The organism is Arthrobacter hankyongi (assembly GCF_022012395.1).
GTDB classification, from domain to species: domain Bacteria; phylum Actinomycetota; class Actinomycetes; order Actinomycetales; family Micrococcaceae; genus Crystallibacter; species Crystallibacter hankyongi.
The window spans coordinates 46,462-59,559 of the sequence record NZ_JAKLTQ010000011.1; the positions used below are offsets into that span (position 1 = coordinate 46,462).

Genomic DNA, 13,098 nt, shown 5'->3' on the forward strand with positions numbered 1-13,098 from the left:
TTATCCGGGCGGGTGCCGCCCACTGGGGTGGTCTAGCGGTAGGTGATCCAGGAACGGGGGAGGTGGCCGTGTTCGTTGAAGGCCACCAGGGTCTTGCCGGAGGAACCGGAGACGATCTTGGTGACACCGGAGTTCACGGTGACCCGGTTCAACGCGAGCCATTGCGGGAACCCGCCGTCCAGCAGCCGGGCGGCCGCCCAGGCGATGGCGCCGGAGCTCGACACCACGACTGCGCTTTCCCCGGACCGCAGCGAGTCCACGGCCCGGTCGAGGGCGCCGTCGATGCGCCGGGTGAATTCGCCGAACGTCTCGCTGTAGTCGGCGTCGTGTCCACCTGAGGCCCAACGGGTCGAGGCCTTTTCCAGCAATCGCTGGAAGGCCCGTGAATCGGTCTTGGCGTCCGGATCGTCCTCGGGAAGGGCATTGATCAGTTCGGCGGCGTTGAATTCGTCCCAACCCGGATCCGTGTCAAGCGGCGTGCCCCAGTCGGCGGCCCCGGACGCGTACCGGGCCGTCTGGAGTTGGCGTTTCATGGCGCCGCTGGTGATGCGGGCCGGAAGCATGCCGCTGCGCCTCAGGCTGGTTCCCAAGGCATGGCTTTGGTCCTTGCCGCGTGTCGACAGCCGGTCGTAGTCCTCGGTGCCGAATGATGCTTGTCCGTGCCGGACCAAATAGAGAACGCTCACAGCCCGACCATAGTCAGCGGGCCGGCCGGTAAATACCCCGCGTGGGCTATCGGGGTGCCAGCAGGAAGCTTGCACTACCCGTGGGCTGCTCCTGGATCTTCGGCGTCTTCTTCTTCGGTGAAAGCAGTCATTTCGGCTGACCTCTGCGGCCGCCACGGCCAGCGCAGACTGGGTGCCGGGGGCGACCTGGGCGTGGTGGCTGAGGCCCTGCCGCCCCACCGGCAATGGCAAATTCATCAGGGGTAACCGCAAGCACGTGGCCAAATCCAGCTGGAATGCCCTGACGCACCTGTCCGCCGTGGAGGGATAGTTGGCCGTCTGCACGACCAAGGGCCTCTTGGAGAAAGACCCAGAAACACCTCACCGCCGGAATCGATGGCTGGGACAGCCCCAGTGTCCGCTCCCGGTCCTGAACCCGGGCCGGAGGGGATCCCTCGGCCTTACGCCAGAGCTCAGGAGACCGGCGGGAAGATGAGCGTTCCGCCGAGTGAGACGGCGAGGATGGTGAGCGTGGAGGTCAGGGCGAGCACGACGGGTTTGCCGCCGACTGTTGCCAGTCCGCGGAAGTGGACGCCCAGGCCGAGGCCGAACATGGCGGCCGTCAGCAGGGCCGTCTGGAACCACTTCGCCGTCTCGAGGAACGGGTCGGGCAGGAAGCCCCAGGTGCGCAGCAGCATCGCGGCGATGAACCCCAGGACGAACAGGGGAATTACCGGCGGCCGCTTGCCGGCCGTGGTCCCGGTTTGGGTGCGCCGGCGGTACCAGCCAACGCCGGCGATGATGGGGGCGAGCATGAGTACGCGCGCCAGTTTAACGGTGACGGCCACGGCGAGAGCGGCGCTGCCGACGGCACCGCCGGCGGCAACGACCTGGGCGACCTCATGCGTGGAGGCTCCGATCCACATGCCCAGGGCCTCCGGGGGCAGGCCCAGCAGTGTGCCGAGGAAGGGAACCAGGGGGATCATCAGGGTGCCGAACAGCACCACCAGCCCGATCGCGGTCACCGTTTCCTGCTCCTCGGCGTCCGTGGCGCTTTCGGTAGCCGCTACGGCGGCAGCCCCGCAGATGGAAAAGCCTGAGGCGATGAGCAGCCGCTGGGCCGGCCCGATGCCCAGGGCGCGGCCGATCCACAGAGTGGTGGCGAACGTGACGCCGACGGCCGCCACGACCACCAGCAGGGCGCCGGCTCCCAGGCCCAGGATTTCGGACAGGGAGAGCTGCAGCCCCAGCAGCACGATGCCGGTGCGCAGCAGCTTCTTCGAGGACACCTGCACCCCGGCTGTCCAGGACGCGGGCACGCCGGCCAGGTTCCGCCAGGTGACCCCGAGCAGGATTGCGATGAGCAGCGGGCTGAAGCCGGGCAGAAGCCGGGCGGCGGACAGGGCGGCGGCGGCGGCCACGGCGCAAGCCGCCAGCCCGGGGACGAACCGGGTCCAGCGGCCGACAGATGTCTGAGCTTTGGAGGCCGCCGCTGCCTGATCCGGGCCGGGAGCGCCGGCGGTATTGGCGGAGTATTTCGTTTTCATACCTTGTACGGTGTCACTCCCTGCGGGAGTCCAGTAGCCATCGTTCCGCCATAGGGGGCATATGATCCTGATATGCCAGATGAGAGCGAACGGACCCTGCCCGCCCACCAGTGGCTGCAACTGCCGGCGGTGCGCCTGCTGGTGGCCGTCGCCGATGCAGGCAGCCTGGGTGCCGGGGCACGCTCGATCGGCATGGCCCAATCCAATGCCAGCCGCGCCGTCGCCACTCTCGAACGGCGTCTGGGATACCGGCTGCTGAGCCGCTCCACGGCTGGTTCACGGCTGACCACCGAGGGCGTGCTGACCGTTGAATGGGCGCGCGAGGTGCTCGACGCCGTCGAAAGGCTTTCGGCCGGCGCTGCGGCCCTGGTCGCCACGTCGGCGACCGAGCTGGTGGTGGGTGCCAGCATGACCGTGGCCGAGTACCTCGTGCCGGGCTGGATCAGCACCTTCCGGATTGGGTATCCGGACGTGCAAACCACTCTGCGCATCAACAATTCAAGGTGCGTGATCGACGGGGTGCGCTCGGGGGAACTGGCGCTCGGATTCATCGAAACCCCCGATGTCCCCGGCGATATTCGCAGCATCCGGATCGCCACCGACCGCCTCGTCGTCGTCATCTCCCCGGAGCACCCCTGGGCCGCGCGCACGAAACCGCTCACCCCCGAGGAACTGGCAGCCACACCGCTGGTGGAACGCGAAGCGGGATCGGGCACCCGCGCCGCGCTGGACGCGGCCATCGGCGCTGACCGGCCCCGGCCCGTCGCCGAGCTGAACAGCAATTCGGCGATCTGCCAGAGCGTCATGGCCGGGCTCGGTCCCGCGGTACTGAGCAACCTCGCGGTGCAGGGCGCACTCCGGGACGGGCGGATGCTCCAGGTCCCCGTGTCCGGCGGGAGGCTCGAGCGGGAACTGCGGGGCATCTGGTTCGGCAGCCACCGGCCGGCCGGGGACGCCGGACGCCTCCTCGACATCGCCCTGCAAACCGCGGAGGCCAGATGACCCGGCCCGGTGGGCCGTCCGGGGGGTAAATTCGGGCCGCGTTGGTCGTGAAGCAACTGTGGCGGTTGGCATACCATCACCAGGCCTTCGTGCGCCCAAAGAGCCCGGATATCACTCCTTGTCATTGTCATCATTGTCGGGATGTGGGCGCTGAAGGACCCGCTTGCGGGCTGCCCAGCTGGGGGACTCGGCTACAGGCACCCTACCGGGCCCTGAATACCACCGACGTCGTGGGCTTGGACGTGTGCCTGGGCATCGCCAAGTACCTCCATCAGTCGATCGGCGACCTGTTTGCGCCGCCGCAAATCTTGCGGGACAAGGCCGCCGCCGGAGAATTCGGCCGCGGGAGCCGCCGGGGCTTCTCCGACTGGAACTGAACCACCGGGATGAGAAAACCAAGCAGCTGATCGCCGTCGCCGTCGCCCATGTGACCCAATGCCCCTACTGCATCGACGGACACACCAAGCTCGCTTCCCGCAAGGGTGCCACCGAGAGCGAGGTCATGGAGGCCATCTGGGTGGCAGCCGAAATGCGCGCCGGCGGCGCCTACGCCCATTCCGTGCTGGCCCTGCACGCCCTCGAACACGAGGCGACGCGCACAGCCCGGTAGGCGGCGCGCAGGTAGACGGCTCATCACTACCTTGGACGAAGGCGCCGGGCGGCTGGCCGGATCCGCATCGGTCCCATCTGCCGGCCGCCGAAATTACTGGAGGCATGTGCCGCGGCTGCAACCCTGTACCCACGCGCAGGCCGCATGCGTTCTTCCATTGACAAGCCTGATCAACAATCTGAGGACAAGAGGGTGCTTCACATGGAGAAACCGGACCTGACAACCAGGTTCATGCACGCGATGCAGCGGCTCATGAACGTCTTCGGGCCGGCAGACAGTACGGACAGCGACACCCCCGTCGTACACAGGCACGACGACGCGGAAATGGCCTCCGACGAGCAACTTGCCGATCTCGAGGTGGAACACGACAATCAGGGGCATTCCTGGGCGCTGCGGAAAAAGCATCCCGGGGAATGACCAAGGCAACATGGCCCCATACAGGCCCTGTCCGTGCCCGGCGTCCTGGCGCCGGCCGGCCCTCCAACGGCAGACGCCTTCTGCCGTTCCCCGGGGATCGCAGGGCGCCCCGGGGGATCCGGCAGGGCCACCGGGCCACACGGGCTACGGACACGAGGGGACATCCATCGTACGGTTCATTGCGCTTCGGCCGGCTGGGCATGCCGGTGGTGTACCACCAGGACCGGGCATTCGGCGTGCTCGGCACAGGCCGAACTGACCGAGCCCAGCAGCAGGCCGGCAAAACCGCCGTGCCCGCGGCTACCGACCACAAGCATCCGCGCGCCTTTGCTTTCGGCGATCAGTTCGCGGGCGGGCTGTCCGCGGCGGACTTTGGAACGAAGTCCAGCCGGGGCAGCGTCGCCGAAGGCCCGCTCGAGGGCTGTCGCCAGGATCTTCCCGGCGTTGTCTTCGGGGTCCCATTCCACCGGCCAGCCCATTTCCAGCCCGTAAACCTCCTGCCAGACGGTAACGGCTTCCACGGAGGCACCCAACGTCTCGGCGAGGCGGGCAGCTTCGCGCAGGGCCAGAATCGACGGCTCGGATCCGTCGACGCCGACCACGATCCGTTCACCGGCGTTTTGTGGTGTTTCCGTCATGATTTTCTCCGTTCCTGCCGCCCGGGTTCCCATCCAGGTCCGACATCACATCAATGGTGGTCCTGCCCGGCCAGGCTCCCCGGTCCGGAGGTGCAAACGGTGGACCGTGCTGCCCTGGGCGGGGCGCTGCCTGCCAGGTGGGGTCGGCGAAGAAAAGCGGCTGGAAGCCAATCAATCCGCTCGGGGCCGTGAAGAACATCCGAATACGGGTGAGCGTGCGGTGAAGCGGACCCGGCCGACGGCTCGGCCCGCCTGGACTGCCCGTCCTCAGGTCGCGCTGAAACTTCCCCGGCTGCTTCCGTTCCTCATCCGGCGTCGGCACCGATGCCTCTCCTGTCTGAGCGGACCGCGACAATGACCCGAATGCCGGTGTTCGCCCTTGACGGGTCAGTCCTGGAGCAGCCTGGACAGTACTGCGGCCTCACTGATGTCGCTGTGCTTTGTGGCCGTGATCAGCGTCAAGGTTCCGCGATTGGCCAGAAAGCGCAGGTGGCGAAGGGCCTCCGCGCGTTCCGGCTCTTCGAGTTCGGCGCGGTAACGGCGGGCGAACTCTTCAAAACGTTCCGGATCATGGGCGTACCACTTGCGAAGTTCCGCTGAGGGGGCGACGGGCTTGCACCATTCATCGAAATGGGCCTTCACCTTGCTCAGGCCCCGCGGCCAGATGCGATCCACCAGCACCCGGGTGCCGTCTGTCCGCAACGGCTCGTCGTAGGCCCGCCGCACCTTCACCTCATGCCCGTGCCTCATGCTCCGGCCCCTCCCATGGATCTGCGAGTCCCGCAGTCAGCCTCCCCGGATCACCACCTCCAGTGCATGCCCCCTCCGATGTGAAGCTCGTGCTTCCCTGTACCGTCGGTGACCAGACTGGAGATTCCCCGCTCCCTGCGCAACCCGGCGAGGCCACGACCATAGCCGCAGAGTTTGGTCCACCATGGCAGAACCTGACGCCAGCGTCAACGTACTGACCGAGGTATCTGGCCCGGTGCATTCGGGCGGGCCGAAATGGAAACGCAGCCTGTCCGCCAGAGGTGCGGATTCTTCACTGATGATTCGATATCCGGCGATCGTCCCCGCATCCTTCGACAAGCGGGACCCTGTGGCGCAGGGCCGGCCAACGGGTCCGGGCGCGTGCGGGCAGGCCGGGACAGCCTGGGCAGCAGCTACCGACCGTGTAACACCGGGGCCGGGAGGGGACAGTTTCCCGGAGCAAGACGGGAGCGCCGATGGTCATCGGCTGCGCAGCTCCGGGCGGCCAGCGGGGGACCGGCAGGACACCTGCACCGTGCGGAGGAAGCGGTCTTGGACGTGGCGCGCCAACTGGGATGCGATTGCCGGGACCGGAGCCGCCGGCCGGGATTAGGCCTGTGGGCCGGCTGTATCCCGGAGGGCGAGTGCGGCCTGCACGAATGCGGTATGGGTGAGGGCCTGGGGGATGTTGCCGAGATAGGCGCCGGTGGCCGGGTCCATTTCCTCGCCGTACAGGCCGAGCAGATTGGCCCGCGCCAGCATTGCTTCGAACAGTTCGGCTGCTTCGGGGCCGTCCAGGCCGCCGCGTCCCGGTGGGTAGCGGTACGGGAGGGGCCGCCGGCGGACAGCTCGCGCCGGACGGCGTCGACCGTGCCTGTAAGCCGGGGCGAGCCGGGGTCTTCGAAGTCCAGGAGCGGCAGGATGAGCAGGGCCGCGTCCAGGTCGACGGATCCGTAGCTGCGGGTGTAGCTGCGCTTGGCCGGGTCGAAGCTCCTGATGCTGACGTCGGCGGTGATACCGTCGCGCGCGGTCTGCCAGCGCCGCCGCTGTCCGGCGCCGAGGCGGTGGCTTTCACCGATCCGCATGGCCCGGTCGAGGGCGGGCCAGCCCATCAGTTTGCATGTGGTGGGCGGCATCGGCGCGGATTTCCCAGATCCCCGCGTCCGGTTCCTGCTAGCGGAGAGCCGCCAGAACGGCGAAGCGGCGCACCGCCCGCCAGGTCCATCTCAGCACCGCCCGGAGCGGAGGGAACCGGGTACGGTTCCCAAACCGGCGGCAGCGCAGCATGTGCGGCACCTGCTGAGGCCCCTGCCCCGGGGCCGGTAAATCCTGCACCTGAACTCATACTCCCGGCGGCCGCGCCTCAGCTTCCCTGCGTCCGGTGCACGGACCTGCCGGCCAGGCGGGCGGCCAGCTGCTGGCGGAGACTGTCCTAGCTGGCGTCGAAGGCGGCTACGCCATCGTCTTCGAGTTTCGAAACGACTTCGCCATAGTCGATGCCGACCTTAGCCAGGCGCTCGAGGACCTGCCGCACATCGTCATAGATGCTGATGCCCTCGGCCAGGCAGCCGGCGATTGCTGGCAGTCCCTGGCATGCGGCTGGAATCTTGATGAACAGATTCTCGCGGTCGACCATCCACCACAACGCCCGCGCTTCGGCAAGGGCCGCCTCGGTGTCATGGGCCAACCGGGGGTCGATCTCGATTGAGACCCGCCCGTCCACTCCGCCGGTCGCGTCAGAGACGGGGCGCAGCACATCGCACGCCCAGCGCCCGTTGAAGGTGGTCAATGCCCTAACGCCTCGTTCACGTCCACGCCCCGCGCGGCCAGGTCACACACCCGCCCGTCATAGGCGTCCCCGCCCGTGATCGCCTTGGCGAAAATGGTCGGATTCGTGGTCACCCCGACCACGCGGTCGGTGGCGAACAGACCGGCAAGGGTGCCCGAATCCAGCCTGTCCCGGCTGAGATCATCCAGCCAGATCGAGACGCCGGCGTCGGTTAGAGCGGCTAACGGATCGGCCATCGTACTTCTCCTTTTGTCCCGCTGGCAGCGGCTGCCCCGGCCGACCGGAAGAACGCGCCTCGGACCGCGGTACACGATCCGGTGACACCTGCCCCCATGGAAGGTGCTCCACGGGGGCGAAGGCAAGACGGATGCTCGAGCCTACCGCCGGCAGGGGGCACGGGAACGGCCACGGAGGCAGATGCCGGGCTGTCCCGGTGGGAATGCGATGGCCGCAACCTGGTCGAGCTGCCTGCGTCCGGTAGGCACGGGATAGGAACCCGCGGAACAGAGGGAATGGTGGAGCTGGCCAATCCGCACCGGCGGGTCAAGAATGACCCAATGAAGTATTTTGCAAAAGTTGCTTCATCAGTTCTGTTCGTGTCCGAACTCGACAGGTCGGTGAACTTCTACCGCGACTTGTTCGGCTGCGAGCAAGCCATCCGCGGAGAACATGCGGCGCTTCTCCTTGCTCCCGGAGGGTTCCAGGTGTATCTGATTGCGCGGGGCAGGAGGGCCGAGCACCCCACGGGCGGCATCGGCCCACATCTGCTGATGTGGGCGGCTGACAGCATGGAGGGACTGGAGTATTTTGAGCAGGCCCTAAAAGACACGGACAGCCACACGTACACGCATTCAGCAGGGGGAGTGACGTTCGTTGAAGGCCGCGACCCTGACGGCATTCGGATCATCATCGCCCATCCGGATCCAGAGCAACGGCCACGTTCCGTTCTGGACCTGCGTCTCTACAGCTGAACATGGTTCCCGGACCGAAGGACACCGCCTAGAGCGTGCCGTCGAGGTTGGAAAGCAGCACGGATACTGTCGAAAGAAGTCGCCGAGGCGGAACTGCTGTCCTACGTCGCCTCCGACGTCTACACCGGTCTCACCGGTAGGGAGCTCTGGGACGACTACCCGGACCACCCCGGCGTCTTCGAAGTCGATGAGCCGTCTGGCGAAGAGTGGGGCGAGTCCGAGCTCGAGTCCATGTTCCCGGAGTTGATCCCGCTGCCGCTGGAGTAGCCAGATGGCCCCGGCGGTGTGCCTAGGCCGTCCGGCGGAACCTCTCCCGTGCCTCCAGCAGCACCCGGTCGTACTCGCGCTCATCGAAGGCGAAGACAGCCGCTTTGGGGATCAGGTTGGTGTCCTGCTCGTACGAGAAGTTCCACCCGAGGTTCGACCAGTAGACCATGCCGTCCCGGCGGGTGATGTCCGCAGTCACCCCGCCACAGCCTTCGTCCCAGCAGTAGGCACAGAACAGCAGCCACGCCCTGTCCCAGTACTGGTGCGGGGTGCCGCCGAGCAGCCGGTCGATTTGTTCGACGGCCAAGTCCGGACGGTCCGGGGTGAGGAGTGATACTTCCCCCGGGGCCTTGTCTGCCCCTTCCCATTCCTGGATCCAGTCGCGGAGGGGCTTGCTGTCGATGGCGAAGTCTAGGTGGACGTCGGTGGTTTCCACGGCGCGGCGGAAGAACAGCCGGTGCCGCTTCCAAGCTGTGGAGGTCACCTGCCGCTCTACGAGGCTCAGGACATTGGCCGCCATATGGCCATTATGCCGCTCTGCAGGACCCTTCCTAGAAGCTGCAGCCGGCGTCGCCGCCGGAGAACGAGGATCCGGAGTCGAAGGAACTGGACGAGCTTCCCGAGTCGTAAGAGCTGCTCGACGAGTTGGACGGGTAGCAGCCGCTCCCGGAGTCCGAGCCGGAGATGTAGCTGGCGGCGATGGCGGCTCCCGGCGCGTCGAACGAGGAGTCCGTGCCGGAGGTGTGGCTGCTTCTGGGAGCCGACCCGGAGCTGCGCCGATCGGCGCCGGGCCTGCCGGTCCCTGCGTAACGGGACGTGCCGGCGGCCGGCTTGCCATGCAGTTCCACTTGCAGGTGCTCCAAGTCCACAAGTTCCTTCTGCCACTCGGCTTCCTCCCGGCGCCGCACGGCTTCAATGATCGCGTCGCTCTCCCGCTTCTCCCGACGCCGGCGCTTCTCGGATCTGACCACAACGACGGGCGTGAAGGTGATGATGGCCAGCGCGGCCAGGGTGATAAAGACAACTTCCACGGGTGCTCCTCTGTTCGATGATCGCTGTCACATCGAATGTGTGCGGAACGGCCCGGTTAGCTCACCGTCGACCGGTCGGGAAGCCCTGACGAGCTCCTCGTCGTCGGCGAAGTTCCCAGGACCAGCAACCACCAGCTATCCGCTCCTACACCCCGTGCACGGCGGCCGGCGGCGAAGTGACGCGGCACTTCATCGGCGCCCGCATGGATGCTCGGCGCTACCTTCACGACACCCGGGTAACGCGGGCGCCTGGTCAGCGGGGTGAGCGTGATCGGCATGCAGCGGATCGTCTGTCAGATTAGGTGGGCACGGGTGGACGGGCTTGGTCGACACACGGTCCTGAGGCCGGTCTTTGCCAGCCGTTGAACCGGACCGCCGGGTAAGGGGCCAGATGCCGAAGATCACGCGTATGGACTGCACCCGATCGGTCCCCGGGGCGAAAGGTAAGGGCCGGCCTGTGAAGAGCGGCCCTTCCGGGTGCCCTATAGCCTGGTGATCTCGTGATGGTAGATGCACTGACCTTCGCCGGCGGTGTCGTCACACCGAGGACGTGAGCTGCCCCGGCTTTTCGTTGGGAAATTGCCAAGACGTGCGGAGGAGAGTTCCCGGGCTGATCCCTCTTCCCGGGTGTGGTGGCCGGGTCGTTTGACGGGCTTGCCCTCCATACGCCACCCCGCCCTATCTTCGTTTCCAGCCCCGTGATTACCATAAAATTGTGACTTGCCGACAGTCCGCCGGCAGGCGCTGCCAGCCGCTGGGAGAAACACCATGGGTTTGGGCGACAAGATCAAGAACGCCGCGCAGAAGCTCCGCGGCAAGGGCAAGCAGGTAGCCGGCGAAATTACGGCCGACCGCAGTCTGGAAGCCGAAGGCAAGGGCGATCAGAGAAAGGCGGATCTGAAGAGCGCCGGGGAGAAGATCAAGGACGCCTTCAAGAGGAAGAAGGATTAACCGGAGGCTGACAAGGAAGGTGCGGCTCACACAGCTGGACGAGGACGAGCCGCCCGAGTCGCCGAAGCTGCCGACCACGGCGCCCAGTACGCCGCCGGGTCGCCGGAGTTGCGCGGAGCTCCGGCTCGGCGTGCCGCGCGCTGACCGGCCGCTGCATAGTCCAGCTCCTCCGCCCAGGACGGTTCAGCCCGGCCCCTGCGTTCGTCCTTCTCCCGGTTCGCCTCCGCCGCCACGACGGCTAAGGTGGCCAGGACGATCAATGCGGCGATGGCCACGATTCCGAGTGCCGCTGCCACGCTCTGATCCATGCTGCTCCCTGCTGTTCGGTGTGACTTTGTTGCCGTCCATGTGTGCAAACAGCCGTCGGGCCGTCCCCGGCCGGGCAGAACAAAAGACCGGCCCGAGGACCGGCCTCCGCCTTGCGTCCTAGTCGCAGCCGCCTCCGCCGGCGTCTCCGCTGGAGTCCGAGGAGCCGGCGAAGACCGCACCGCCCCACGAACTGTCGGAGTCGGACGGATGGGGCCGCCGTCTGGCTGATCGCCGGCCCCGCTTCTTCCCAAGGTCCTGCCGGGTGCCTTTGAGCCGGACGGCCACGATGATCGGCAGTGCGATGGCGACGATGATGAGTACCGCTCCGATGGCCTCCATGCCTTGTTCCTTCCCCACGGACCAGACGGGCCTGCACGCCCTGCGGCGGATGCCTGCGCCCTTGATCGGCACGCTACCAGCTGCCCCGGCTGCTATCCGGCGGTGGCACGCCGGGATCATCCTTCGATGCACATCCGCGGCGGAAGATTCAGGAAGTTACGGGGCTTCGGTCGGTGCAACCGCAACCGCCCACTGGCCTTCGGCACCAGTGCCGTCGACAGTCACATTCACCATGCCGGCCGGGAGCTTCATCCGGGTGTTGACGGCCGGGCCGCAGTCGGCGCTGCCGGCGCCGAGCGGGCCGTCGGCACTGGAGACCTTGAGGTCAATCGAGCTCGCACCTTCGCACACCATCCCGATGCGGTACCAGCCGGCCTTCGCGGGTGTGAATTCGAGGCCTCCATCCTGGCCGGGTCCGATGCCGCCCGCCGCCTTGAAGGCTCCCGGAGACCCCCAGATTTCTTCGTCAAAAGCCTTCTGGGCCCAGTCCTCCAGCGCCGGCCCGGACATGGTCGGAGTGGACGGGGCGGTAGAGGTGGAAGGTGCCGCCCCGGGTTCCTCCCCGGCCCCTGTGCACGCGGATAATGACATGAGCAGGGCCGCTGCCGCGCAGGCGACGAACACCGAATGACGCATCATGGCGCCAGCCTAGCCTTCAATGCGCAGCCGCGGCGGCAGCTTCGCCGCACCGGCGGCGCCGACGGCCTCGCCGAGCGCGCGGCCCGTGGCCTTCTCCGGGCGTACCGGGTCCTTGTGGATCGGCTCGATCCCCGCGCGATGCGAGGGCGAACCGATGAGCCGGGTGTGGTCACCCTTGCGCATCCAGTACGGGGTGGCCGCCAGCAGCGGGGCGTTCTCGATGACCGCGGTCGCGTCGAAGGTTTCCCCCCCCCGGGGCGAACGGGAGGTCCCGGAGCATGTCCCGCGACACCCACTTGTCCGGGCCGGGCGCGTCGTTGAGGGCGAAGTCGGCGCGCAGCCCGTAGAACGCCTCGCTCATTAGGTGCCGGCCGGGGAACCATGCCTCCCAGGAGGCGACGCCGATCCTGGCGGCGGGGGAGTCCGCCCCGGTGCCGGGGTAGGAGCGCAGCGCCTCGGCCAGGCTCCGGTAGATGCCGGCGCGTGGGTCCTTGCCCCGGCGGTGTGGTCCGGGTGCGGGGCCGCCGGGCACCAAGTCTGCGCCGTGACGGTCACCAAACTGCTCCGGGGCAGGGGGGCCAAGGTGCAGGACAACGCCAACACGATGGAAAGCGACCAGCATCCGAACCGGGACGGGTGCCCTTGTTCTAAGAGCCGGAGTTCGACTCAGTATTCGTTCTGGCTATCATCCAACCCCTACGGAACACTGTCCCCTCAGACTTGTCTTCCGGGGTATTTTGACGGCAGTGGGGAAGGCCGGGTCTGGCGACGGCGCGGAGACCATGCTGGCGTTCGAACACCGGGCGGTAGAACTGGCCTCGACCGCGGCGGACCGTGGACCGGGGCCGTGGCCTCGTCGGCCAAGGGAACCCGGTGGACAATATGTTCGGCGGTCCGATGGGGAAATCGGGGGATTAGGCGACGTCGGCGGCCGCGGTCAGGTACTGGGCCGCCGTGGGCCACATATGGGCGGACGGGCATAGTCCGGTCACCGGATGGGCCGACCGCGGCCCGGTGGGTACCGTGATGGGGTGGGTGTGAACGAACTTAGCGCCCGGATCCAGGACAGATACCGCGTGGAACTCGCCGGCTTCCGGCAGGAGGTCTTCGGCCCGGAGGGCCGTACCTGCGCCCACGACGAAACGACCAGGACCGGCGGATACTGAGGCCGGA

The 13,098-nt window shown here is 67.3% G+C and carries 18 protein-coding genes and 3 pseudogenes; 7 read left to right on the top strand and 14 right to left on the bottom strand.

Annotated features, from left to right (window positions below; translation table 11 throughout):
• Nucleotides 1–32: 32 nt before the first annotated feature.
• On the bottom strand, nucleotides 33–686 hold the full coding sequence (locus LVY72_RS14550; RefSeq protein WP_237822114.1) for a histidine phosphatase family protein: 654 nt from the start codon (nucleotides 684–686) through the stop codon (nucleotides 33–35).
• A 452-nt stretch (nucleotides 687–1,138) separates the two neighbouring features.
• On the bottom strand, nucleotides 1,139–2,212 hold the full coding sequence (locus tag LVY72_RS14555; protein ID WP_237822116.1) for a YeiH family protein: 1,074 nt from the start codon (nucleotides 2,210–2,212) through the stop codon (nucleotides 1,139–1,141).
• Between the two features lie 72 nt (nucleotides 2,213–2,284).
• Between LVY72_RS14555 and LVY72_RS14560 the strand changes: the two genes are divergently transcribed.
• From LVY72_RS14560 to LVY72_RS14575, 4 genes and pseudogenes are all read left to right on the top strand, one after another.
• Nucleotides 2,285–3,214: a LysR family transcriptional regulator gene (locus LVY72_RS14560; protein ID WP_237822118.1), complete on the top strand. Its 930-nt coding sequence runs from the start codon at nucleotides 2,285–2,287 to the stop codon at nucleotides 3,212–3,214.
• A gap of 186 nt (nucleotides 3,215–3,400) precedes the next feature.
• Nucleotides 3,401–3,591, top strand: a pseudogene (locus LVY72_RS14565) (3-hydroxyacyl-CoA dehydrogenase family protein); the annotation flags it as partial.
• A complete protein-coding gene (locus tag LVY72_RS14570) occupies nucleotides 3,588–3,824 on the top strand; it encodes a carboxymuconolactone decarboxylase family protein (RefSeq protein ID WP_269092545.1) in 237 nt (78 codons plus the stop codon). The pseudogene LVY72_RS14565 and the gene LVY72_RS14570, both read left to right, overlap by 4 nt.
• 201 nt (nucleotides 3,825–4,025) lie before the next feature.
• The gene (locus tag LVY72_RS14575) at nucleotides 4,026–4,241 is read left to right on the top strand and encodes a hypothetical protein (protein ID WP_237822123.1); all 216 of its coding nucleotides are present in this window, start codon (nucleotides 4,026–4,028) and stop codon (nucleotides 4,239–4,241) included.
• A 176-nt stretch (nucleotides 4,242–4,417) separates the two neighbouring features.
• On the opposite strand, the gene LVY72_RS14580 is transcribed toward LVY72_RS14575, so the two are convergent.
• The 5 genes and pseudogenes from LVY72_RS14580 to LVY72_RS24930 form a co-directional block, all read right to left on the bottom strand.
• Complete coding sequence (locus tag LVY72_RS14580) at nucleotides 4,418–4,879, bottom strand: universal stress protein (protein WP_237822124.1); 462 nt, start codon at nucleotides 4,877–4,879, stop codon at nucleotides 4,418–4,420.
• A gap of 387 nt (nucleotides 4,880–5,266) precedes the next feature.
• Complete coding sequence (locus LVY72_RS14585; protein ID WP_237822126.1) at nucleotides 5,267–5,629, bottom strand: DUF488 domain-containing protein; 363 nt, start codon at nucleotides 5,627–5,629, stop codon at nucleotides 5,267–5,269.
• 609 nt (nucleotides 5,630–6,238) lie between these two features.
• Entirely contained in the window at nucleotides 6,239–6,391 is a 153-nt protein-coding gene (locus LVY72_RS14590) for a hypothetical protein (RefSeq protein ID WP_237822128.1), read from the bottom strand.
• Nucleotides 6,392–6,519: 128 nt separating this feature from the next.
• Nucleotides 6,520–6,765, bottom strand: a pseudogene (locus LVY72_RS24925) (glycoside hydrolase family 15 protein); the annotation flags it as partial.
• Nucleotides 6,766–7,061: 296 nt separating this feature from the next.
• A pseudogene (locus LVY72_RS24930) lies at nucleotides 7,062–7,654 on the bottom strand (transaldolase family protein).
• A gap of 321 nt (nucleotides 7,655–7,975) precedes the next feature.
• On the opposite strand from LVY72_RS24930, the gene LVY72_RS14600 reads away from it, so the two are divergent.
• Complete coding sequence (locus tag LVY72_RS14600) at nucleotides 7,976–8,389, top strand: VOC family protein (protein ID WP_237822130.1); 414 nt, start codon at nucleotides 7,976–7,978, stop codon at nucleotides 8,387–8,389.
• A gap of 289 nt (nucleotides 8,390–8,678) precedes the next feature.
• Here the strand turns inward: LVY72_RS14600 and LVY72_RS14605 are convergent, their stop codons facing one another.
• Both LVY72_RS14605 and LVY72_RS14610 read right to left on the bottom strand, forming a co-directional pair.
• Nucleotides 8,679–9,176, bottom strand: a complete 498-nt coding sequence (locus tag LVY72_RS14605; RefSeq protein ID WP_237822132.1) for a hypothetical protein — start codon at nucleotides 9,174–9,176, stop codon at nucleotides 8,679–8,681.
• Between the two features lie 31 nt (nucleotides 9,177–9,207).
• Nucleotides 9,208–9,687 (bottom strand): hypothetical protein, encoded by a 480-nt coding sequence (locus tag LVY72_RS14610; protein WP_237822134.1) that lies wholly within the window; start codon nucleotides 9,685–9,687, stop codon nucleotides 9,208–9,210.
• A gap of 768 nt (nucleotides 9,688–10,455) precedes the next feature.
• Here LVY72_RS14610 and LVY72_RS14615 point away from each other — a divergent pair.
• Entirely contained in the window at nucleotides 10,456–10,638 is a 183-nt protein-coding gene (locus LVY72_RS14615) for a CsbD family protein (protein WP_237822275.1), read from the top strand.
• A 26-nt stretch (nucleotides 10,639–10,664) separates the two neighbouring features.
• Here the strand turns inward: LVY72_RS14615 and LVY72_RS14620 are convergent, their stop codons facing one another.
• From LVY72_RS14620 to LVY72_RS14640, 5 genes are all read right to left on the bottom strand, one after another.
• The gene (locus tag LVY72_RS14620; protein ID WP_237822135.1) at nucleotides 10,665–10,946 is read right to left on the bottom strand and encodes a hypothetical protein; all 282 of its coding nucleotides are present in this window, start codon (nucleotides 10,944–10,946) and stop codon (nucleotides 10,665–10,667) included.
• Between the two features lie 118 nt (nucleotides 10,947–11,064).
• Nucleotides 11,065–11,286 carry a hypothetical protein gene (locus tag LVY72_RS14625; protein ID WP_237822137.1) on the bottom strand — a complete coding sequence of 74 codons (222 nt, stop codon included), beginning with the start codon at nucleotides 11,284–11,286 and terminating at the stop codon, nucleotides 11,065–11,067.
• Nucleotides 11,287–11,442: 156 nt separating this feature from the next.
• A complete protein-coding gene (locus tag LVY72_RS14630) occupies nucleotides 11,443–11,925 on the bottom strand; it encodes a hypothetical protein (protein WP_237822140.1) in 483 nt (160 codons plus the stop codon).
• A 9-nt stretch (nucleotides 11,926–11,934) separates the two neighbouring features.
• Entirely contained in the window at nucleotides 11,935–12,108 is a 174-nt protein-coding gene (locus LVY72_RS14635; protein WP_237822142.1) for a hypothetical protein, read from the bottom strand.
• Entirely contained in the window at nucleotides 12,095–12,457 is a 363-nt protein-coding gene (locus LVY72_RS14640) for a hypothetical protein (RefSeq protein ID WP_237822143.1), read from the bottom strand. The genes LVY72_RS14635 and LVY72_RS14640 overlap by 14 nt, the downstream gene beginning before the upstream one ends.
• A gap of 505 nt (nucleotides 12,458–12,962) precedes the next feature.
• On the opposite strand from LVY72_RS14640, the gene LVY72_RS24415 reads away from it, so the two are divergent.
• The gene (locus tag LVY72_RS24415) at nucleotides 12,963–13,091 is read left to right on the top strand and encodes a hypothetical protein (protein ID WP_269092538.1); all 129 of its coding nucleotides are present in this window, start codon (nucleotides 12,963–12,965) and stop codon (nucleotides 13,089–13,091) included.
• The last annotated feature ends 7 nt before the right edge of the window (nucleotides 13,092–13,098 follow it).